This is a genomic window from Streptomyces sp. NPDC094034 (genome assembly GCF_040303865.1).
In the GTDB taxonomy this organism is placed as follows: Bacteria; Actinomycetota; Actinomycetes; order Streptomycetales; family Streptomycetaceae; genus Streptomyces.
In genome coordinates this window covers 1-22,343 of the sequence record NZ_JBEOUD010000012.1, presented here as the reverse complement: position 1 = coordinate 22,343, position 22,343 = coordinate 1, and the positions used below count along the sequence as shown (strand labels likewise).

18 protein-coding genes are annotated in these 22,343 nt (G+C 69.1%); 10 read left to right on the top strand and 8 right to left on the bottom strand.

Annotated elements, in window-relative coordinates; genetic code table 11:
* Positions 1-46 precede the first annotated feature (46 nt).
* The gene (locus tag ABTZ59_RS13630) at positions 47-1,369 is read right to left on the bottom strand and encodes a sensor histidine kinase (RefSeq protein WP_351395588.1); all 1,323 of its coding nucleotides are present in this window, start codon (positions 1,367-1,369) and stop codon (positions 47-49) included.
* A 112-nt stretch (positions 1,370-1,481) separates the two neighbouring features.
* Between ABTZ59_RS13630 and ABTZ59_RS13625 the strand changes: the two genes are divergently transcribed.
* The 3 genes from ABTZ59_RS13625 (at position 1,482) to ABTZ59_RS13615 (ending at position 3,535) form a co-directional block, all read left to right on the top strand.
* Positions 1,482-2,060, top strand: a complete 579-nt coding sequence (locus ABTZ59_RS13625; RefSeq protein WP_351395585.1) for a pyridoxamine 5'-phosphate oxidase family protein — start codon at positions 1,482-1,484, stop codon at positions 2,058-2,060.
* Between the two features lie 13 nt (positions 2,061-2,073).
* A complete protein-coding gene (locus tag ABTZ59_RS13620; RefSeq protein WP_351395582.1) occupies positions 2,074-2,478 on the top strand; it encodes a nuclear transport factor 2 family protein in 405 nt (134 codons plus the stop codon).
* 187 nt (positions 2,479-2,665) lie between these two features.
* Complete coding sequence (locus ABTZ59_RS13615; RefSeq protein WP_351395895.1) at positions 2,666-3,535, top strand: alpha/beta fold hydrolase; 870 nt, start codon at positions 2,666-2,668, stop codon at positions 3,533-3,535.
* 190 nt (positions 3,536-3,725) lie between these two features.
* On the opposite strand, the gene ABTZ59_RS13610 is transcribed toward ABTZ59_RS13615, so the two are convergent.
* Positions 3,726-4,103, bottom strand: a complete 378-nt coding sequence (locus tag ABTZ59_RS13610) for an HGxxPAAW family protein (protein ID WP_351395579.1) — start codon at positions 4,101-4,103, stop codon at positions 3,726-3,728.
* A 102-nt stretch (positions 4,104-4,205) separates the two neighbouring features.
* Between ABTZ59_RS13610 and ABTZ59_RS13605 the strand changes: the two genes are divergently transcribed.
* Positions 4,206-4,673: a MarR family winged helix-turn-helix transcriptional regulator gene (locus ABTZ59_RS13605; protein ID WP_351395576.1), complete on the top strand. Its 468-nt coding sequence runs from the start codon at positions 4,206-4,208 to the stop codon at positions 4,671-4,673.
* Positions 4,674-4,868: 195 nt separating this feature from the next.
* Here ABTZ59_RS13605 and ABTZ59_RS13600 read toward each other — a convergent pair whose 3' ends face one another.
* A complete protein-coding gene (locus ABTZ59_RS13600) occupies positions 4,869-5,495 on the bottom strand; it encodes a TetR/AcrR family transcriptional regulator (protein ID WP_351395573.1) in 627 nt (208 codons plus the stop codon).
* 126 nt (positions 5,496-5,621) lie between these two features.
* Between ABTZ59_RS13600 and ABTZ59_RS13595 the strand changes: the two genes are divergently transcribed.
* Complete coding sequence (locus ABTZ59_RS13595) at positions 5,622-7,073, top strand: amidase (protein WP_351395569.1); 1,452 nt, start codon at positions 5,622-5,624, stop codon at positions 7,071-7,073.
* A gap of 137 nt (positions 7,074-7,210) precedes the next feature.
* On the opposite strand, the gene ABTZ59_RS13590 is transcribed toward ABTZ59_RS13595, so the two are convergent.
* A complete protein-coding gene (locus tag ABTZ59_RS13590; RefSeq protein ID WP_351395566.1) occupies positions 7,211-7,801 on the bottom strand; it encodes an RICIN domain-containing protein in 591 nt (196 codons plus the stop codon).
* A gap of 278 nt (positions 7,802-8,079) precedes the next feature.
* Here ABTZ59_RS13590 and ABTZ59_RS13585 point away from each other — a divergent pair, with 278 nt between their 5' ends.
* A complete protein-coding gene (locus tag ABTZ59_RS13585; protein ID WP_351395563.1) occupies positions 8,080-10,767 on the top strand; it encodes a LuxR C-terminal-related transcriptional regulator in 2,688 nt (895 codons plus the stop codon).
* Between the two features lie 174 nt (positions 10,768-10,941).
* Here ABTZ59_RS13585 and ABTZ59_RS13580 read toward each other — a convergent pair whose 3' ends face one another.
* The 4 genes from ABTZ59_RS13580 to ABTZ59_RS13565 all read right to left on the bottom strand — a co-directional run bounded on the left by ABTZ59_RS13580 (position 10,942) and on the right by ABTZ59_RS13565 (position 14,010).
* Positions 10,942-11,775 carry a tat (twin-arginine translocation) pathway signal sequence gene (locus ABTZ59_RS13580; RefSeq protein WP_351395560.1) on the bottom strand — a complete coding sequence of 278 codons (834 nt, stop codon included), beginning with the start codon at positions 11,773-11,775 and terminating at the stop codon, positions 10,942-10,944.
* A gap of 195 nt (positions 11,776-11,970) precedes the next feature.
* Complete coding sequence (locus ABTZ59_RS13575) at positions 11,971-12,840, bottom strand: LLM class flavin-dependent oxidoreductase (RefSeq protein WP_351395557.1); 870 nt, start codon at positions 12,838-12,840, stop codon at positions 11,971-11,973.
* A 139-nt stretch (positions 12,841-12,979) separates the two neighbouring features.
* Complete coding sequence (locus ABTZ59_RS13570) at positions 12,980-13,597, bottom strand: TOPRIM nucleotidyl transferase/hydrolase domain-containing protein (protein WP_351395555.1); 618 nt, start codon at positions 13,595-13,597, stop codon at positions 12,980-12,982.
* 215 nt (positions 13,598-13,812) lie between these two features.
* Complete coding sequence (locus ABTZ59_RS13565) at positions 13,813-14,010, bottom strand: hypothetical protein (protein ID WP_351395553.1); 198 nt, start codon at positions 14,008-14,010, stop codon at positions 13,813-13,815.
* 289 nt (positions 14,011-14,299) lie between these two features.
* Here ABTZ59_RS13565 and ABTZ59_RS13560 point away from each other — a divergent pair, with 289 nt between their 5' ends.
* From ABTZ59_RS13560 to ABTZ59_RS13545, 4 genes are all read left to right on the top strand, one after another.
* Positions 14,300-15,376 (top strand): glycoside hydrolase family 5 protein, encoded by a 1,077-nt coding sequence (locus ABTZ59_RS13560; protein WP_351395550.1) that lies wholly within the window; start codon positions 14,300-14,302, stop codon positions 15,374-15,376.
* Positions 15,377-15,778: 402 nt separating this feature from the next.
* On the top strand, positions 15,779-17,656 hold the full coding sequence (locus ABTZ59_RS13555) for a glycoside hydrolase family 76 protein (protein ID WP_351395547.1): 1,878 nt from the start codon (positions 15,779-15,781) through the stop codon (positions 17,654-17,656).
* 546 nt (positions 17,657-18,202) lie between these two features.
* Positions 18,203-19,666, top strand: a complete 1,464-nt coding sequence (locus tag ABTZ59_RS13550) for an alkaline phosphatase family protein (RefSeq protein WP_503002785.1) — start codon at positions 18,203-18,205, stop codon at positions 19,664-19,666.
* 345 nt (positions 19,667-20,011) lie between these two features.
* Entirely contained in the window at positions 20,012-22,240 is a 2,229-nt protein-coding gene (locus ABTZ59_RS13545) for an alpha-1,3-galactosidase-related protein (RefSeq protein ID WP_351395543.1), read from the top strand.
* Positions 22,241-22,343 lie beyond the last annotated feature (103 nt).

The window sequence follows — 22,343 nt, the reverse complement described above, 5'->3', positions numbered from 1 at the left end:
CCCCCGGCGCGACGACACGCTTCGTCGTCGGCCCGTACCACGGTGGTCATCGGTGGTCCTTCCGCGTTCTCGGGGGAGCGGCGGGGCGCGGGCGGGAGAGTCGCGCGGCTGTCAGGAACCGGCCGTGTTCCTGTTCCACCGTGAGTTCGCCTCCGCCGTCGGCCACCCGTTCCTTGAGCGTGGCGAGTCCTCTGAGCTGGGGAAGCGGGGTCTCCTGCGCGCCGTCGTTGACGATGGTGATGCCCGTCGCGGAGAGGGTGATCCGTACCTGTTCGGCCTGTGCGTGCCGCAGGATGTTGGTCGTGGTCTCGCGGAGGACCTGGCCGAGAAGCTCGCCCGCGCGGGCGTCGACCTCGGCGCCTGCGCGAGCGCCGACGTCGGCATCCCGGTCGACACGCACGCGGATGCCTGCGGCTTCGAAGAGGTTCCTCGCGTTCTCCAGCTCCGCCGGGAGACTGAGTCGTCGCTGTGCGTAGGCGAGCTCCTTGGTCTGGGTGATGGTGTCGGCGACCAGGGCGTGGATCTCGCGCAGTTCCTCCTCGGCTCGCCCGCTATCGCTGCGCACCAGCTTCTGGGCCAGGGCGGTCTTCAACTTCACCATATGAAGGGTGTGGCCCTGGATGTCATGAAGATCGCTGGCGAACCGCATCCGTTCGCGGATGACGGCCAGTTCCGCCTCGCGTTCCCGTGACTCCTCCAGTTCCTCGACGAGGTCGTAGAAGCGCTTGTTGGGGAACATGAATCCGGTCAGCACCGCCGTGAAGCCCGCGGGGACGATGACGTACGGGAGCAGAATGTCGGGGACACTCTCCTGAGTCACCAGGGGCCGGGCCGCTCCGACCAGGGCGACGAAGACGGTCAGCGCCACGGCTGCCGCGCCTCGGTGGCGCCGCATCCTGGATACGGCGAGCGGGCCCACGACGCTGACGCCGAAGAACGCTGACCTGCTGTCGGTAGCCAGCGCCCCGAAGGCCCACACGGCCGCGGTGATGATCAGGCAGGGGAGTGTGACGCGGGAGATGCCCCCGCGGACCGCCCACCGCACGAAGGCCAGCAGGGCGGCCGCCACACCAAGGCTGAGGAAGGCGACGTCCCACCAGGTCCGCGAGTCCATCGCCACCACTACCATCCCGCCGACGGCGATCGGCGGAAGCAGCGTGGTGAGGTTCAGTCTGCGCAGCCGTCCCTGCGCCGGTTCGGTGTCCTCGGACCCTGAGTGTGCCGCTGCCCGGGCCGGCTTCACCGGCGGGCCGTAGGCGGCATGCGCGGAGGACTGGTGTCCATGTGCGAGGTCTCCGGGATCGAAGAGCGAGAGTCCGCGCCCCAGTATTCTTCCGGCGCCGCGCCACCGCCAGTGACACCGTGTCATGGGTTCGGGCGAAGAAGGTGACGGTGAGGTCGTGACGCGGCCGGGGAAGGGATTACCGGGGAAGGGAATACGGGGGAAAGGAAATTACGGGGGAAAGGAAAGGAGATCCACCATGCCGACAAAGGGACACGCGACGCGGCCCACGACTCAGCTCGACGCCCGCTACAGCTCCGCGCTCCATCCCCGCCCGGGTGCCGCGGACGTCACGGCCACCGAGTGGGACGAGGCCCAGCGGCAGCTGGAGGCCGCCGAGATCTTCTGGGTCTCCACGGTGAGATCCGACGGCCGGCCGCATGTCACCCCCGTGATCGCCGCCTGGCACGACGGGGCGCTGTACTTCTCCACCGGTGCGGGGGAGCAGAAGGCGAGGAACCTCGCTCATGACGGGCGCTGCGCGCTGATCACCGGGGGAAACTCGCTCACCGAAGGGCTCGACCTCGTGGTCGAGGGCAAGGCGGAGCCGGTCGTGGATCCGGCGGTGCTGGAGGAGGTGATCGCGGCGTACGAGGCGAAGTACGGCTCGCACATCACGTCGCCCGAGGGCACCTTCCACGGGATCGGGGACGCCTTTCGGAAGGGGGACGTGATGGTGTTCGCGGTGGCCCCGGCCACCGCGTACGGCTTCGGCCGGGACGACGGGCGCTACTCCCATACGCGGTGGACGTTCCAGACCGCTCCGGCCGCTCGCTGAAGGGACAAACACGATGAACGCTGACAACCGGACCAGGGCCGCGATCGAGGAACACTGGCAGGCGTCGGAACGTGGGGATACCGAAGCCGAGCACGCCATCTACGCCGTGGACGCGATTCTCGACTACCCCCAGTCAGGTGAACGATTCCGGGGCCGCGAGACGATCTCGGCGCAACGTGGGGGGCACCCCGCCGATCGGCACTTCACCGTCCACCGCATTGTCGGCGGCGGGGATCTGTGGGTGAGCGAGTGTGTCATCACCTACGACGGGGTGCCCACTCATTCAGTGAGCATCATGGAATTCGCCGACGGGCATGTGGCGCACGAGACGCAGTACTTCGCGGACGCCTTCGGCGCGCCTGAATGGCGGACCGCACTCGCGGAGCCCATGCCGGGCAGGAGTATCGCCAGGGCCTGATCCATTGGACCCGGTTGGCCTCGATCGCCGGCCTCGATCGTTCATGAGCCCGCGGCAGCTCGCTGACGCGGGCCGCGGCTATGACGCGCGACACAGCTCGCGCTCAGGCGTGGCCTCCACAACCGGCGTGGAGCGTTGTGGGTGGAGGCGGCGATGAGTTTTCGATGGGGAAAGCGTCTACATGGTTATGACAACGCACATACTCAAGACTCCCGAGGCCGATCTCGCCTACGACGTCCATGGCCCGCTGCCGACCACCGACGGACGCCCGCCGCTGGTCATGATCGGCCAGCCCATGGACGCCACTGGCTTCGCCGCGCTGGCGTCGCACTTCCCCGAGCGCACCGTCGTCACCTACGACCCGCGCGGCCTCGGTCGCAGCACCCGCGGGGACGGCCGGGTCGACCATGAGCCCACGATCCAGGCCGCCGATGTGCGCGCCATCATCGAGGCGCTCGGCGCGGGCCCGGTCGACATGTTCGCGAGCAGTGGCGGTGCGGTGACCGCGCTCGCCCTCGTGGCGGCGTACCCCGATGCCCTGACCACCCTGGTGGCGCACGAGCCACCGCTCATTCCGCTGCTCCCCGACGCCCTGGCCGCCGAGCGCGCCCGGGCCGGTGTCCGTGACGCGTACGAGGCGAAGGGCTGGGGCGCGGGCATGGCGGCCTTCATCGCGATGACGTCGTGGCAGGGCGAGTTCACCGACGAGTACTTCGCCCAACCCGCGCCGGATCCCGCCGCGTTCGGCATGCCGACCGAGGACGACGGCTCCCGTGAGGATCCGCTGCTGTCCGACCGGTCCTGGGCGGTCAGCGGCTATCGGCCCGACGCCGACGCGCTGACCGCGGCGCCGACGCGCGTCGTGATCGCGGTGGGCGAGGAGACGGGGGACACGTTCACCGGGCGCACCTCGGTGGCGGCAGCCCAACTGCTCGGGCGGCCGGCGACGGTGTTCCCGAGCCACCACGGCGGCTTCCTCGATGGCGAGTTCGGCTATGCCGGGCAGCCTGCGGCCTTCGCGCGCAAGCTGCGCGAGGTCCTTGACGGCGTCAACTGAGTCGCGGTGGAACGGCCGCACCGGACGGGCACCGCACGTGCTGCCCGTCCGGGGGGCCGACTACTCCGGGGGCGGGGAGAGCATTGATGAGCACGCCCGGCCGGTTTCATGACGGCGCGCACGGTCGAGATCTCCGGTACGGACAGCCCCCATCTCCGGTACGGACAGCCTCTGCCCGTCGACACCGGCGTCAGGACAACTGGTCAGCCTGAGATTCCGTACGCGAGGCCGGAACAGCGGGCTTGGGTACGGCAACGGTGCGTACGGGATCGCCTCGCCGGCCCGCCAGTTGGCACCAGAGGCAGCCCACGTGCCCGTGGCGTGCGGAGCGGTCGCGCACCCTCAAGCCCCACTGGTCGGTGGTCCGCACGCCGGGCGGCTTGCCCCAACCCGCGAGGTGCAGGCCCCATACGACCAGAGCCGCCAACCCCATGATGACCGACCCCACCCAGATCCCCGGGCGCCAACCGACGATGCCCACGCCGGCGACCGCGGACCCGGCTGTGGCTATGACGCAACCGGTCCATCCCGCGATGGTGTGGCCCTCGTCGTACTGATGTCCGCTCACGTGCCTGCCTCCTCGCGCCCGCCAAGCCGCGGGACGGCTCGGATCAGGGTTTATGATGTCTTAGCAAGTGAGGAATTTATCTTAGTGCTCTAAGGGAATTCAATGGAGGGCAAGCCCCGTCCCGCCGCCTCCGCGTCGGACGCGAGCAGTGCGCTGGACGACCTCGTCACGTCGAGAATCGTCGGCCAGCAGGAGTTCGCCCGGACCCTGGGGCTGAGCGTCACGGACCTCGTCTGCTTCGCGTACGTCCTGGAGGCCGGGGACTCCCCGGTCACGGCCGGCGATCTGGCCGGGCGCGCGCATGTCACGACGGGAGCGGTGACCGGTATCGTCAACCGCTTGGAGCGCGGTGGACTGGTGACCCGCAGACCGGACCCGGCCGACCGGCGCCGGGTCCGCATCACCGCGGTCCCGGCCGCCGCCGAGCGTGTGCGGGCCGTCTACGGGCCGTACTACGCGCTCCTCGCGGAGCTCCTCGCGGACTACACGCCCGACGAGATCGCCGTACTCGCCGACTGGTTCACGCGCGCCGGTGCGCTGACGCGTGCTTACCTGGACGAGTCGTGTTAGACGGCGGCTCCGGACAGGACCTAGACGGCGGCTCCGGCCGCTACCGGCCTCGACGGCAACGTCGTCCACGGACGCGACGCGACGGATGACCAGGCTGTCGCCCTGCTCCCGAAACCCACTGCGCCGTGTCAACTGGTCAGCGCCGGCGAACACGACCACGCCGACGAGGCGGCCACCCGGGCGGTTGCCTGGTGGTCAGTCGGCGCCCGCCCGGGATACGTCGAGGGGGGAGCGGTGCCGATCCACGATCCCCTCGACGATCCTCATCAGTCGATCCCCCGTCTGATCGATGCTTCCGTTCTGCGTGCTGACCTGCGCGCCTTCGAGTGCGAAGGTGATCTCGGCCGCGGCCTGCTCGGGGTCCGGCAGCCCGGCCTCGGCGCACATGCCGACGAGTCTGCGGGTCTGGAGCGCCTTGTGACTCTCGATCACCTGCCGTGCGGGATGGGAGCGGTCGGGCAGCTCGGCGATGGAGTTGATGAACGGGCAGCCCCGGTGTGAGATCGCGGGCAGTCCCTCGGCGATGAAGCGGGCCATGGCCAGGATCTGCTCGCGGGGACGGCCGGGGTACTCGGCCTCGACCCGGTCGAAGGCCGCCTGGTAGTCCGCGGCGACGATCCGCAGCCATTCCGCGACCAGCGCGTCTTTGGTCTCGAAGTGCCGGTAGATCGCCATCTTGGTGGTCGCGGCCCGCTCGGCGATCGCCTGGACGCCCACTCGTTGGATCCCCTCGCTCTGGAAGATCTCTTCCGCCGCGTCGAGGATGCGCTCGCGAGGCGGCAGTTTCGCCACCCTGCTCGGCCTTCTGGCGGTCGATGCCATGACTGCTCCGTGACGTCCGGTCGGTCGTGGGGCCCACGACCACTCCTACGGTACCAGTCTGTTCCATGCGATACCGTTGGGTATCGTCAGGTACTCAACGGTATCTAGTTTCCCCTGGGAGTGACGGTGAGAGTTGCCGAGTACGTACGCTTCGACGCGGTCGGGCTCGCTGAGTTGGTGGCCAAAGGCGAGGTGACCCCTGCCGAACTGGAAGCAGCCGCACGCGAGGCCGCGCGGGCGGTCGATCCGCGGATCAACGCCATCGTGGAGACCTGGCCGGCCGACGACGAGCCCCATCCCGGAAGCGCACCACTGGCCGGAGTCCCTTTCCTGATCAAGGACATCGGAGTCGCCATGGCCGGGAGGCGAATGGAGCTGGGCAGCCGTCTCGCGGCAGGCAACGTCGCCGGCGCCGACTCCTCCCTGATGCTGCGCTTCCGTCGCGCCGGCCTCGTGACGTTCGGCCGTACCGCGAGTCCGGAGATGGCCTACAGCATCACCACCGAACCAGTGCTGTACGGCGCGACCCGCAACCCGTGGGACGTGGAGCGGAGCGCGGGCGGATCCAGTGGGGGCGCGGGCGCGGCGGTCGCCGCCGGGGTGGTCGCGATCGCGCATGGCACCGACGCCGCCGGCTCGCTCCGTGTCCCCGCCGCCTATAACGGTCTCTTCGGGCTGAAACCCACCCGTGGCCGGGTCTCCATGGGGCCTGACGCCGACGAAGTCTTCAACGGCCTGGCGGTGCACGGCAGTGTCAGCCGCACCGTACGCGACAGCGCGGTACTGCTCGACCAGATCCGCGGCCCGGAACCGGGTGATCCCTACTTCGCGCAGCAACCGGCCCGGCCGTACGCGGAGGAAGTCACCCGCCATCCGGGTTCGTTGCGGATCGGTGTCCTCACCCAGGCGTGGGGCGGACGCCGCACCACCACACCAGTGGCCGACGCTCTCTCTCGTACCGTCCGTCTGCTCGAATCCCTCGGCCACCAGGTGGCGGAGGTCAAGGTCGATCTCGGGGTCGGCTGGGAGGAGTTCGTCCTGGCCAACGCGCGTCTGTGGACGGCGAATCTCACGGCCTCGGTCGACGAGCTGGCCGCCGTCTTCGACAGGCCCGTCGACTCCTCGACCCTTGAGCCGGTGAGCCTCGCCGGTTACCACTACGGGCAGCGTGTCAGTGGCGCCCAGTTCGTCTCCGCGCTCGCGGTCAGGAACCGGGTCGCGCGGAGCCTGGCACGGTACTTCGACGCTCACGACATGCTCCTCACCCCGACCGTGCCGGAGCTTCCCGTGCCCCTGGGCACCTACGCCGAGGGCGCGGAGGCGCTGGACGGCCTCGGCTGGATCGGCCGCGTCCTCGACCGATCGCCGTTCACCGTGGCGTTCAATGTGGCGGGTACGCCCGCCATGTCCGTGCCTGCGACGGCCGACGCCGGGACCGGGCTCCCCATCGGTATGCAGTTCGCTGCCGGATACGGATGCGAAGGCCGACTCTTCCGCCTCGCCGGACAACTCGAACAGGCAAGTCCATGGTCGGGCCGGACCCCCACCGTGTGGGCGGGGAACCGCACGGGCCACTGAGGACGAGTCCCCGTCCCCCTCGTCCCCGTCCCCCCCCGTCGCCGTCGCCGTCGCCGTCGCCCCGTCCCCCGGCCCGGCGGCAACGCGCTGGGCGACCGCGGCCCCCGCCCAGGCCGACGAATCCGTTCCGACCGTGCCTACACCTCGGCGATATACCAAAGACGCGACGGGTCGGTGTCGCAGTTGTAGATGACGGTGGGCGTGTTGTTCAGGACACCTCCGCCCGCGGGGCTGAGGCACTTGCCGCTGTTGTGGTTCACGAGGTGGTACCGGTAATTGCCCTTGTCGACGAAGTACCAGAGCCGCGACGGGTCGTTGTCGCAGTTGTAGATGACGGTCTGGGCGTTGTTGTCGGAACGACCGCCCTCGGGAGTAAGACACTTGCCGCTGTTGAGGTTCAGGATCTGGTAGATGTTGTTGCCCTTGTTCACCAGGTACCAGGTGCGTGACGGGTCGGTGTCACAGTTGAAGATGACATTGACGGCGTTGTTGTCGGATCGACCGCCCTCGGGGGTGAGGCACTTGCCGCTCTTGTTGTTCACGAGGAAGAGGGGGCCCAATGCCGCCGCCGCACGCGACGACGCCGTCGTTGAGGGCGACGCCTGCGCCGCCGCCGGTGCCCCCGCCGGGCTGGATGCCGAGGCACTCGGTGCCGAGAGGACGCTGCCGCCGATCGCGGCCACAGTCGCCGCGACCAGTCCCGCGGTCCTGAAATGAATTTTCGCCATTGTCTGCTTCCCTTTCCGAGTGCGGATAAATGAACGCGCGCGGGCATCCTGGATCGTCGCGGCCGTGTGTCCGGCGAAGCGCGACAGGTCGACACGCTGTCGATCCGCGCTGTGCCTGGATGTCGAGCCGGAATCGATTCTCGGGTGCCGCGCGAGGCGTTGTGAAACCTACCTCTGAGGGAGATTCATGTCGTGAGTAGCCGGGTACTCAGAGTCCGCGTCCCTCCGTATGATGTCGGGCCTGGTGTGCGGGGCCGATCCGTGCAGAAGGGCTGTCGATGAATGGCCGAAATGACCGTCAGGCATCCTCGGAACATTTGGGACATGAGGCCGGTTCCTCTCCTCGCTCCTGGCCCCTGACAGGTCGGGACGACGTGTTGAGCGAGTTGATCTCGCGGCTGGAGCACTCCGACCGGACCTGTCTGCTGATCACGGGTGCGGCGGGGGTGGGCAAGTCGCGGCTGGCACGCGAACTGCTGTCCAGGACGGAAGCCTCCCAGGGACAGGCCATGGTGGCATCGGCTTCCGAGAGCACCGCCCAGATCCCCTTCGGGGCCCTGGCACATCTGCTCCCCGCGACCTGGCCCAGCGCCAGCGGGCGCCCCAACCTGCTGCGGGTACTTGCGGACGCGCTGCTCGCCGATACCGACGGTGGACGGCGAATCCTGCTCGTCGACGACGCGCATCTGCTCGACGAGGGCTCGGCCGCCCTGCTGCTGCACCTGGCCGTACGCGGCGGTACGCGGCTCGTTCTCACCGCACGCTCCGGTGTGACGATGCCCGACGCGATCGAGGCACTGGTACGGGGGGACTACGCCGCCAGAGTCGACCTGCGGCCACTGGAGCCCGATTCCGTCGGGCAGCTGTTGGAACGGACGTTGCGTGGTCAGGTGGGGACCACGACCGTGCGTCGGCTCTGGGAGTGCAGCAGCGGCAATGTGCTCTGGTTGCAGCAACTGGTCGACGCCGGACTCACCTTCGGAGCACTGACGGTGATCGAGGAGGTGTGGTCCTGGCAAGGACCGTTCCAACTCAGCACGCGGCTGGTCGATGTGGTGAGTCAACGCATCGGACAGCTCCCCGCGGACGTGCAACGCGCCGCCGGACTGCTCGCCTTCGGGGAACCGCTGGGCGTGCCGGTCCTCGAAGAACTCACCAGCGCGACCGCGCTGGACGAACTCGACCGCCGCGGCCTCGTCATCAGTGAGCGGGACGGTCGGCGCATACACCTCCGGCTGGCTCATCCCCTCTACGGCGAGGTCCTGCGCGGGCGGACGCCGGCCCACCGGCGCCGACAGTACTGTAAGGAGCTGGCCGCGGCGGTCCGGCGGAGGGGCCTGCGGCGGCGTGAGGACATCGCCCGCGTCGGCGGCTGGCTTCTGGAAGCCGGTGATCTCAGCGATCCGCGGTTGCTCGTCTCCGCGGCCGATCACGCCGTACTGACGATGGACTTCACCCTGGCGGCGAAATTGGCCCAGGCGGCCTGCGACGCCGGTGGTGGGGCGCCGGCCCGGCGCACACTGGCCATCACGCTCGGCTACGCCGGGCACGGTGTGCGAGCGGAGCAGGTCCACAGCGACCTTCCCCCGTCCGTCACATCCAGCCGCGATCATCTGGAGTCGGTGCAACTGCGCGCGGCCAACATGTACCTCTCGCTCGACCGGCCCGCTGACGCGCTGGAGTTGCTGCGCCGTACCGAACAGGCGATGACCGATGACGCCGCACGAGCGGAGCTGGCCGCGCTGGGGGCCATCCTCCTCGCGGTGCACACCGACTGGCCGGCGTACGCGCAGGCCGTCACCCGCGCCCGGGACCACACACCGTCGAGCCCCCGGACAGCGCTCCGATTACGGTACGCCGAGTGCGTCGACCACTTCTGTCACGGGCGGACCGTCGCAGCACGGCAGTTGATCGACGCGGCATTGTCGGCGTCCGCAGGCGATGACGACATACCCATGGTGCGGGCCGGCCTTCTGGGCTGGCTGTGCATCATCCAGGCATTCTCGGGTCGGCTGGGCGAAGCCGAAGCGACCGCCGTCGACCAGTACCGACAGGCACAGGACTCCGGTTGGGTCGGTCACCTGGGCGCCTGGCAGTTCTATCTGGGCAGAGTCGCCGCCCGCCAGGGGCGTCTGAGATCCGCTCAACGACACATGCGGGAGGCGGTTTCCACGCTGCGCGACGACAGCACCTGGGGCCAGCAGGCGTTGATCCTCGGCGAGTGGGCCACCGTCGAGGCGCTGATCGGCGACGCCGACAAGGCGAAGGCGTTGCTCGACCAGGCGCATCTGGCCCGCGTGGAGTCCTACCGCGTATTCCACATCCCGGCCTTCCAGATGGCCCAGCCGTGGATCCTGGCGGCCCAGGGCCGGGGCAGTGACGCCGCACGTCAGGCGATACGCGCGGCGGGCGACGCCAGGAAACAGGAAGCCCCGCTCTGGGAAGCGGAGTTGTTGCACCTGCCGATACGGCTGGGCCGCCCCGCGACCGTATCCGCCCGACTGGCCGAACTCGCCGCCGCCTCGGACGCCCCGCACATAGGGATCTACGCCGAACACGCCGCCGCGCTCGCCAGCCGTGACGCCTCCGGTGTGGAGCGGGCCTGTACCGCGTTCGAAGCCGCCGGTATGCATCTGCACGCCGCGGAGGCGGCAGCCCACGCGGCGCTCCTGTGGTCGCGCGACTCGGATCCGGCGCACGCCCAGCAGGTCGCCGATCGCTGCCATCAACTCGCGCAGCGCTGCGAGGGCGTCACCACACCGGCCGTCCTCGCCTGCTGGACCCCCGAGCTGACCGATCGCGAACGCGACATCGCACGTCTCGCCGCTATCGGCCAGAGCAGCCAACGTATCGCCGGGCAACTCGGCATCACCGTACGCACTGTTGACAACCACCTGCATCGGGTCTACCGCAAGACCGGTGTGAGTGGGAGGAGCGAACTGCGGAAGGTTCTCTCCATTTCTTGAAGGGCGTGGATGATCCGACCTGGAGGGGCCTGGGGGATCCGGCTCCCAGTCCAGCAAGTGCGTACCGCTCGACGGCAGGAGGTGGTTCCGCCAAGAGTCGGGCCCTCGTCGAGCGACGCGAGGAGCTGCCGACAGGTGTGCCAAGGCGCCTGGTTCCCGGGCGCGATGGCTGTCTCACCACCCCCCGGCGAAGAAGTTGGCGAGCGCCTGGGGTGAGTCCGCCGCATTCGTGGTGTTCGCGAAGGCGATGACGAGCACAACGGCTGTCAGGAGCGCGGAGGCGGTACCGCCGAACTTCATCGCACGCCTCGCGCGTACGTCGGGCGACGTCTTCAGCCGCCTCCACAACACGACACTCGCACCGGCCAGCGCGAGCGCGACCAGGGCGGCCATGCCGGCCAGAACGGCGTGGTACGTGGCGAACTCGCTGATCATGAAGGTGAGGGCGGGGGAGTGCTGACCGCCGGGATGGACAGCGAGTTGCTGTTGAACCTGGGCGAGGGTCGCGCTGAGTTCGCCGTCCGCGCCCTCGCTCGTCAGCATGGGGAGCAGCGAGGCGAACGGAGCCGCCGCGCCCTGCAGATTGGCCACCAGCGCCACAAGGGCGAAGAGCCCGAGCAATGCGACGGGGGCCCCGGGCAGCAGGAAGGGGACGCGGCCGGCCTGCCCGCCGATCCGCTGCCGAAAACGCTTCCAGAGGACGACACCGAGGGCCACGGCCACTACCAGGAGCAGCGCGGAGACACCGGCCTTGACGAGATGGAAGCGGAACCAGAAGGCGACAGTGGTTTCCAACTGGGCGGGGAAGTCCTGGCTGCCGGAACCCCAGTAGGCGACGAAACCCCGGCTGAAGGAATCGCCGACGTTCGCCGTATTGACGGAACTCCGGGCCAGCGCGTTGGGCGCGAGGAAGAAGGCGACGAGGAGCGCTCCGGCCAGCGAGATCAGGAGGCCGATCTGCCTCCGTGGCGCGGCGGCGAGGCGAGACAGGGGTTCGAGGCTGTTCATCGAGGACTTTCGGCTAGGGAGAGGCAGCGTCTTTCCGGTGGGGGCCGGAGGCCGGAACCCCCGGAACGGGAAGCTATCCCGGGGGCGATCGTCCGGTCTCTGGAGCCAGCCTCCCTCTACGAGGTGGGGCTACCCCGACCAGAGGACACGCCCCCCGATCACTTCCTCGTCGGCAGACGAAGTCTCACGATCAGATCATCGGATCACGGGCGGTCCCGCCTCGATGCGGCGTAGCACCGGGGACAGACGATCCAGATCGGGGCCGGTCTGAACCTGCCGCTCGTCCCACCAGGTGGCGCCGGCGTCGTGCAGCGGGCCGATCACGTCTTTGGCTTTGGCCGCTTCCGGGGGCGTGGCGCCGCCGAGCACGAACTCGAAGGGGTGCTCGGCCCCGGCCGCCGTACGCTGCTCGCGCACGTAAGCGACCAGTTCCCGTACCTCCGCCGCATCCGCCACGTGACCATGCCGGGCCGTCTCGAACAGGGGCACCGCGCCGTCCCACCGTGCTGCCCGCCGCATGGGCGCACGTCGCGGCCAGAACCCGCCGATCCACACCGGTGGACGGGGCTGCTGCACGGTGGCGGGCAGCAATGCCACGTCCCGGACCTCAAAGTGCCGGCCGTGGTGGTTCACCGGCCGGCCGGACCAGAGGTTCCCCAACAACTCAAGTCCCTCGTCAAGCCGTTCGGCGAGGACGCGCGGCTCGGCGGTGTCGCCGAAGCTGCGGTATTCGTCCTCGACCGGACCGCCCAGGCCAGCGGCGAAGATGACCCTCCCGCCGCTGAGGTGGTCCAAGGTGGCCACTTGGCGGGCGAGTTGCTGGGGACGGTAACGGGGGACCGGTGTCAGTAGCGTGCCCAGTCGGATCCGGGAGGTCGCCAGCGCGGCGGCGGTCAGCACCATCCAGGGATCCCCGAAGGGGCGCCCCTGGTGCTGTCGGTGCAGTACGTGGTCCCAGACGAAGAGGCCGTCCCAGCCGGCCTGTTCGGCGGCAGTCGCTACGGTCGCGACGTTCCGCGGGTCGGCGAAGTCGCCGAAGTTGGGGATGTTGATGGAGAAGCGCATCCCAGCAGGATGCGCGGCCGGTCAGCTGGGGCGCAATCGGATTCACGCCGCGTCGCGTCCGGACACGCGCTCGGCGGTGCCCGCTACGGCATGGGGACGGGCGGCGCCGGCCGGATGTACTGCGGGCAGGACAAGTCCGTCACAGGCTCGTGAAGAGGTCGTCCAGCGGGGCCGGTGTCCGGCCGGGGGCGAGGTTGTCGACCAGGAGACGGCCGTAGCGGATCTTGCGGCCCTTCTTCGTGCCGAGGAAGCGCCGCAGCTGCTGTTGGCGGGGCCGACCCTGCTGCGCGGGCTGGCGCAGGAACGTCTCCCAGGCGCGCAGGTCGCCCTCGGCACGGATGATCTCCTCGACCTTCGCCGTGCCCAGCGCGCGGATGAGTTCGTCCTCCAGGTCCGCCACGCACACGAAGAAGCCCCGCCCCGGCGCTCCGGCCCGCGTCAAGGCACGGTCGTAGAAGCGCTGCTCGCCCTCGTCGCACAGTCCTGTCAGGCGCAGCCCAAGGCCGGGCGGCCCGAGAAGTCCGGCGTAGCGGCCTATGCTCATCGCCCCGCCGATCGACACCGCACACACTCCTTCGGCGGCAAGGTCCCGGCCAAGCTGTGTGGCCAGTGCCTCGACGGCCGCGAGGTCACTGGCACCTTCCAACAGCACCGCGGTACCCAATCCCAGCCGCACGGCCAGGTCACGCGCCGGTTCACCGGGGCCGCCGGCCGCCCAGCGATCGACCGCGTCCCGGAACGCCCACATGTCCACCATGGAGCGAGTCTGCACGCTCACCGACCCGCACGACACACAATATTTCGACCGCCCGAGCATCGGCCGATGTCTCGCCCGGGCCGGAACAGCAGTTGGGGTTCCCGCCGCGGTACCAGGTCCTGTCCTGCGGACATGCGCGAGCCCGCTACACGGCGGTGACATCAGCCGCCGCGCGGCGGGCGCTCCCTGATCCGGCCTGATCCAAACGAAAGGCCCTAGCCGTCTGAATCGCCGAGTTGGTTCGGGTTACGGCTCCGGCCCGTACGCCTCGCCCGGCGCACCGCCTCGCCCGCCGCCAGGGTCGCGGCGGACACCGCGCGCACCCAGCGCGGGCCACCCCGCGCCGCCCACACGACACAGACGCACCCTCCGAGGGCGAGCACGAGGACGCCGGACAAGATGAGCACGGCCATGCGCATCCCCTTTCTTCTGTTGAGGTGTCCGCGCCATCCTCTCAGTCCGTGAAACAGGGCCCCGGAGTGGGCCAGGAATCCGGCGCTCCATCTCCGAACAGCGGCGTCGGGCACGCGCATCCGCGACGCCGCCGGTTGGCGGCCGTCACGACCCCGGGAAATAAACCTAACTAGCCCTTGACGGCCAACTGGAAACAAACCTAACTTTCAATAACCACCCCCCGTGGAGCGCACCACGTCCATGGACCCCACGCCCGGATTGTCATGTCCGCCTCATGAAGGGTCAGCCATGCCCTCAACGCTCCTCAAGAGACTGCGTCCCACCGCGATCCTCACCCTGGCCATAGCCCTGTTCCTGGGCCTCGGTGTCACCGCCCAGGCCGGTGCCTCCGCTCCGGCCGCCGGTCAGGACCGCATCACCCCGGCCGCCCGCGCGGCCGACACTCCTGTCAGCATCAACGGCAAGGTCCGCGTCTGCGGCACCAAGCTCTGTAACGCCTCCGGAGTCCCGATCCAGCTGCGCGGAATGAGCACCCACGGCACCCAGTGGTACGCGCAGTGCGTGACCGACGGCTCGCTGGACGCCCTCGCCAACGACTGGAACGGCGACATCCTCCGCGTTTCCACCTATGTACAGGAGGGCGGTTACGAGACCGACCCGGCCAAGTTCACCGACCTCGCGAGCCGGATCGTCGACCAGGCCACCGCGCGTGGTCTGTATGTGATCGTCGACTGGCACCAGCTCACCCCGGGCGACCCCAACGCCAACACCGCCCGGGCCCGCACCTTCTTCACCGAGATGGCGCGCCGTCACAAGGACAAGGTCAACGTCCTGTGGGAGATCGCCAACGAGCCGAACGGCGTCTCCTGGTCGCAGATCAAGAGCTACGCCGAGACCATCATCCCGGTGGTCCGGGCCCAGGACCCCGATGGTGTCGTCCTCGTCGGTACCCGCGCCTGGTCCTCGCTCGGCGTCTCCGACGGCGCCAACGAGACCGAGGTCGTCAACAACCCGGTGAACGCCGGCAACATCATGTACACGTTCCACTTCTACGCCGCGTCCCACAAAGCGGAGTACCTGAACACGCTCTCCCGGGCCGCGGACCGCATCCCCATGTTCGTCACGGAGTTCGGCACCCAGAACTACGCGGGTGAGGGCGCCAACGACTTCACCCAGTCGCAGCGTTACATCGACCTGATGGCCCAGAAGAAGATCAGCTGGACCAACTGGAACTACTCGGACGACAACCGATCCGGCGCCGTCTTCAAGACCGGTACCTGCGCACGCGGTCAGTGGACCGGCACCTCGGTCCTCAAGGAGGCCGGCATCTGGATCCGCGACCGGATCCGCAGCGGCGGCTTCTGAGTGAGCGCCACCGCCCGGGCTCTCCCGGGCGGTGGCCCAACGGGCCCTCTCCCAGACCCGGGAAAGGGCCCCGTCCGTCATGTTTCCATCGGACAGGGATGCCGAGCCGATTGACAGTGACCTGTCAAGGCGCTTCACTTCCCCGAATAGGTACGAATCAGCCCAGGGGTCCCGGTCGACAGGCAAGGCCGTCGGGTGATCGACGCGCGCGCCCGCTCATCGGGTCCCTGCCACGAGAGTGAGGCGACTTCGATGCCGGATACGCGCGGAGACAACGTTGTCGGTGGCCGATCGCGACGCTCCCTGCCGGGCGCCCGCTGTGGGCGGTTCGCACTGGATCGGAGGCCCGTGGGCGCCGTCCGCCGACGAGCGTGGTGGCACGGCGCGGGGCGGTGTGCGGCTGTGGGAGTACACCTGGTCAGGTTCCTTCTGGCGGCCGTCGTCGCCGCCACGGTCCTGGTTCCGGTATCGGCGACCGCCACCACCGCCACCGCCGCCACCCCGACCGCCTCCATCCGTTCCACCGCTTCCGCCGCGGTGTGTGCCCTGTTCTGCGACACACGGGATCCCTCGCTCGCCCGGCAGGAGAGCTTCCCCGTGCCGAACAAGGATCTCAACGGCCGTCGGCTGGAGCTGCATGTGTCGGACGCGGACGACATGGCGTGGGCGAGCATCGACGACGGGGCCACGGGCGACTCGGTCTGGCTCGACCGTTCCTGGGACGGCGGTGCGACCTGGGAACCGCTTCTGGGCAAGGCGAGTGTCCCGAGCACGTGGACCGGTACCAGAACGCTGATGTACAACATCACCGACCCCGTGAGCCACCGGCGGGGCTTGGTGCGTGCGTGTGGCGACGCCAACGCCGTCACCTGCACGAACTGGGCCTACCAGAGCGTGTGCGACACCTTGTGCGACGGCGCCGACACGGGACAGGCCGCGGGCGACGACCAGCCCGTACCCCCCACTTCCCTGCACGGTCGCACCATCCGGCTGCACGTCGACCAGAAGAACTCCATGGCCTGGGGCAGCATCGAAGGCGGCGGTCCCGGCGACGAGATATGGCTGGACCGCTCCTGGAACGGCGGGAGCAGTTGGCCGGACGGGTCCTCGCTCGGCCGCACCAGCGTGCCGGCCGGGGCAACCGCGTCCCACACCACGATGTTCGCCACCCGCGACCCCCGAGGCCTCCTCTACGGCGGCGCGGTGCGCGCCTGCGGCCGGGAGGCCAGTCATCAGGAGGGCAGTTGCACCGCGTGGGTGAGGCCGGTGCCGTCCAGGTCTCGTGCGGCGGCTGACGCACTGATGTCGTCCTATGACCCGTACGAGGGCTGGTGGAAGAGCAGTTGGTGGAACTCCGCCGCCACCCTCACATCCCTGATCGACTTCGCCCGGCGCACCGGAACGCACGACTATGACTGGGTCATCGCGCGCACCTTCGACCAGAACAAGGGAACGTTCCCCGCCGGCGCGCGAGGCACGGACCCGATCGAGGGCCACTTCATCAGCCGGGCCATCGACGACGCCGCGTGGTGGGGGATGGCCTGGCTGGCCGCGTACGACTACACCCGCGATGCCCGCTATCTGAACGAGGCCGTGACCATCACCAGTTACGTGCACCAGTACTGGGACACCAGCACCTGCGGCGGCGGAGTGTGGTGGGACCGCGAGCGTACGTACAAGAACGCTGTGACCAACGGGCAGTACCTGTGGCTGACCGCGTCACTGCACCAGCGCATCGGCGGCGACACCGTGTGGGGGCAGCGGGCGACGACGGCCGCGGCGTGGTTCCGCTCCAGCGGGCTGATCGGCTCCTCGGGTCTGGTGAACGACGGGCTGGACTCCGCGTGCCGCAACAACGGTGGCACGGTGTGGAGTTACAACCAGGGGCTCGCCATCGGCGGCCTGCTTGAGGCGTCGAAGGTGAGCGGCGACAGTTCGCTGTCGGCCCTCGCCCGTACGTTGGCGGATGCGGCGATGTCCAGCCCGCGACTGACCACGAACGGGGTTCTCACCGAGTCCTGCGATGTCGGCCAGGCGGCCTGTGACGACAACCAGAAGCAGTTCAAGGGCATCTTCATGCGTTTCCTGAACGACCTTCAGCACGCGACCGGATCCGCCGCCTACCGTTCCTATGTCCAACGGCAGGCGGACTCCCTCTGGGCCACCGACCGTGACTCACTCAATGCCCTCGGCGTGCGGTGGGCAGGCGGCAGTCCGAACCAGACGGACTGGCGTACTCAGGCCAGCGCCCTCGGCGCGCTCACCGCGGCCGAGGGGTGACTGACCGTCCGCACGGCAACGACGAGCGGCCCGACAAGCGATCTCCCGGCGCCGGGGCCTGAGGTGGCGCCGGGGCCTGGGGTGGCGTGGAGGCTGCCCCAGGCGAAACGCCGGCGCCGTGCTCGGGTACGGGTACGGGCCCGGGTACGGGCCCGCACCCGAGCACGCGTGCGCGCGAACGTCGGCCCTCGTAAGCCGGAAGTTCACGGGTCGGGCCGAGAATTCATCCGCGGTCAAAGGGAGTTCACTGGAGCCCACCGGAGTTCACCGGAGCGCCCTGGCAACTCGATGACGCATGACGGAAAGATAACGGGTCTGGACCCAAGTGCCGGGCCGGGCCTGGGTAGTGCGTACGCACCGTTCCCAGGTTCGGTTCCGGCCGGACGCGCCCGGCGGACGTACGACCGTCGGCTCTTCCCTTCCGCCTTCCCTCATTCCGGAGGACCCGTGACCCCGCCCGTGACCCCGCCCGTGACCCCGCCCGTGACCTCACCCACGACCTCACCAACGGCCTCACCCAGGACCTCAGGCGTCTCCCGTCGCTCGGTGCTGATCGGCGCCGCCACCCTGGCCGCCCTCGCGGGGCCGCTCCCGGCCGTCGCCCGCGCTGCCGCCAAGACCCCGAAGGTCCTGGTCATCGGCGTCGACGGCGCGCTGCTCAGCAGAATCAAGGACGCCGACGCACCGAACCTGGACAGGCTCATGGCCACCGGTCTCACCGCGCCGAGCACCCTCTACGCCAACCCCATGGCTCCCACGATGTCCGGCCCCGGCTGGTCCACGATCATCACCGGCGTCTGGCCCGACAAACACAAGGTCAAGGACAACAACTTCACCGGGCAGCAGTTCGCCCGGTACCCCGACTTCCTCACCCGGATCGAGACCGCCCGACCCGCCCTGCGTACCTGTGCCGTCTCGTCCTGGGCGCCTCTCACCGACACCGTCTTCTCGTCGAAGGTCGACACCCGAATCTCCACCCCGGGAGCGGAGTACGACACCGGCACCACGTCACGCGTCGTCTCCGAACTCGGCTCCGGCAATCCGGACGCCGTGTTCGTGCAACTCGACAACGTCGACCACGCGGGCCATTCTTACGGCGCCGCCAGTCGGCAGTACCTGGACGCCATCCACGGCGTGGACAGCCAGATCGGCCAGATGCTGGCCGCGGTCAACGGCCGGTCGACGTACGGCTCCGAGGACTGGCTGATCATGGTCACCACGGATCACGGACACACCGACGCGGGCGGCCATGGCGGGTCGAGCCGGCCCGAGCGCGAGACCTTTCTGATCGCCACAGGACCGACGGTCACGGCGGGTTCCACGCGCCACGACATCCGGATGCCCGATGTCGCGGCCAGCGTGCTGGCCCACCTCGGCATCGCCATCGACCCCGCCTGGGACCTGGACGGGCGCCCCCTCCAACAGCCCGGCCCCGACGACTTCGCCGCACTCCGCGGCTCGCTCCTCACGCGTACGGACGAGACCGGTATCGGGGCGGACGTCCTCGGTTACACCCATACGCCGCCCAGCGGCTGGTCCATCGACAACTCCAGGATGGGCACGGGCGGGGTGACCGAGTGGCGCGGCTGGTCCTTCACCACCGACGAGTTCTGGACCGCCACGCAGCGCGATCAGCAGCGCGAGTGCCATGTCCGGGCGCGGAACGTGTTCGCGGTCGCCGACGGCGACGAGTGGTCGGACAAAGCGGTCTCCGGGACCTTCGACTCCACCCTGATCAGCCGGGCGTACCCGGTCAACGGCGGCGCCACCGCCACACTCACGTACGCGACGTTCTACCGGCACGAGGCACCCCAGAAGGGCGACGTGCTCGTGTCCTACGACGGCGGCGCCCCTGTCTCCGTGAGGACGTACACCGCCGACGCGACCTCACGCGTCGAGAGGATCGCTCTCCGGGTCCCGGCGGGCGCCACCAGCGCGCGCGTCCACTTCCGCTACACAGGCGGCAACAACTGGTTCTGGGCTGTCAGTGAGGTGTCCATCAGCGGGTGACGCACCGCGAGGGGGCCGGGGGAGGACGGAAGTCGTCCTGTCCCGGCCCCTCTTGTCCCGGCCCGGTGGTGCCCCGGTCTCGCCTCCGCGTGCCAAGGTGGTCCAGCGGCAGGCATGAAGGAGAATGTTTACTTCTGTCGTTCCTCTTGTTCTTTATTGGTGACGGCCCTACCTTCCAGCTAAGACCTCGGATGAATGGCTCGGATGATTGGCCTCGGACACCCCCGGAGGAACGGCATGAGACTTACGCGACCGGGTTTGGTCCGCACCGTGTTCGGCGGGCGAACCGCCATCCGTGCAGCTGCCTGCGCGCCATTCTGTGCTGCCGCCACTCTCATCGTCGGGGTGTTCGGCGCGCCGATGGGGACGGCCGCCGGGCATTCCGTCGCGCGTCCGGGGACCGCCTCGGTCATCGGAGGTATCCCTGGCGCGGCCGTCGTCGACAACAGAGGCCGCACGGTCATCGACGTCACGGACTTCGGCGGGGACCCTTCGGGCAAGGCGGACTCCGCCGCCGCCGTCAACGCCGCGATCGCCCACGCGAAGGCCGTCGGCGGCCCCACCACCATCCACTTCCCGGCCGGTACGTACCACATCTGGCCCGAGCGGACGCCGAAGCGGGAGCTGTACGTCAGCAACACGGTCGGCAGCGACCAGGCGTTCAAGACGAAGAACATCGGCATCCTCGTCGAGGACATGCGGAACGTCATCGTCGACGGCGGCGGGTCGAGGATCGTCAACCACGGCTTCCAGACCGTCTTCGCGGCGATCCGCTCGAAGGACGTGCGCTTCACCAACTTCTCGCAGACATGGGTCGCCCCCAAAACGGTCGACATCACGGTGGCCGACACCGGAGTCGTCGCCGGGCGGGCGTACCGGATCATCGACATCCCCACGACGTACGACTACACCGTGGAGGGCACCTCGGTGCGCTGGAACGGCGAGCGGAGTCCGGCCACCGGACAGCCGTACTGGACCGGCACCGACTCCTTCAACTACTCCCAGGTCCACGACCCCGCGACCAACAGGACCTGGCGCACGGCCAATCCGGTCTTCCGGAACGTCACGAAGATCACCGAACTCGGCGGCGGCAGGCTGCGGTTCGGCTACAGCGACGGCACCGCACCCGGCGACCTCGGATACGTCTATCAAATGCGCGAGGACACCAGGGACACGCCGGGCGCCCTGTTCTGGGAGTCGTCGCGTATCACGGCCGATCACCTCCGACTCGGTTACCTGCACGGCTTCGGCATCGTGGGCCAGCTCAGCGAGGACATCAGCATCGACTCGGTCACCTTCAAGGCCGAGCGCGGCGGCGGCCGTGTCACCTCGGGCTTCGCCGACCACATCCAGATGTCCGGCGTCAAGGGCACCGTACGCGTCACCAACAGCCTCTTCGACAACCCCCAGGACGACCCGATCAACATCCACGGCACCTATCTCCAGGTGACCGCCGCCGAGTCGAGGACGCTGGAACTGCGCTACATGCACCATCAGACGTCCGGATTTCCCCAGTTCCACCCGGGTGACACGATCGAGCTCGTCGACCGGCGCACCATGCTCGCCACCCCCGGCGCGACGGCGAAGGTGGTATCGGTGACCGGACCGACCGGCAGCGGGGTCCCGGCGGGCGCGGACCCGACCACCTATCTGCGGGACATGACCGTGGTCCTCGACCGGGCGCTTCCCGCCGCGGTACTGACGGCGCCGGGCGACTACGTGGCCGAGAACACCACGTACACACCCACCGTCGAGATCACGGGCAACACATTCCAGGCCGTGCCGACGCGCGGAATCCTCGTCACGACGCGCAGGCCGGTGCTGATCGAGAACAACCGCTTCGACGGCATGAGCATGGCCAGCATCTACATCTCGTCCGACGCCCGCGCCTGGTACGAGTCGGGCCCGGTGCGGGACGTCACCATCCGCGGGAATGTCTTCGACCGCCCCGCGAGCCCGGTCATCTTCTTCGACCCCACCAACCAGGACTTCGTCGAAGGACAGCCGGTGCACCGCAACGTCCTCATCGAGGACAACGACTTCAACCTCACCGGCGGGACCATCGTCTCCGGCCGCGGCGTCGGCGATCTGACCTTCCGTGACAACCGCGTCGAGCGCTACGCCCATCTGCGGCTCACCGGCCCCTCGCGGGCCCTGAGCGTGGGCGATACGACGACCGTGACCACGGACGCGCCGCCCGCGAGCCATCCGTCCCCGCTGTTCACCTTCGACGGCGCGGCCGACATCACCCTCGCCGACAACACCTACGGCAGGGGCTTCAACAAGCGGGTCAACACGGCCGACATGGACGCCTCCGAGGTCACGGTCACCGGTGACGGCCTGACCCTCAACGCCGACAACATCTCGTCCGCGCCGGTCGCCGTCAGCTTTTCGAGCTCCCACTCGAACGTTGCCACCGTCGACAGCGATGGTGTGGTCAGGGCGGTGAGCCGCGGTACGGCGACGATCACGGCCCGCGCCACCATCGGTGGTGTCCGCGTGACCTCCAACCCGGTCCGGGTCTCCGTCACCACGGCCGCGAAACCGCCGACCGGCCAGGCGTCGCGTCCGTGAGAGGGGACCTAGTCTTCTGAGTCTGGAATTCTGTTCAGATGTGTAGGGTTGTGGGGTGGCGCGTACTGGGCGGCCGAAGGCCGAGTTGATCCTGTCGGACGAG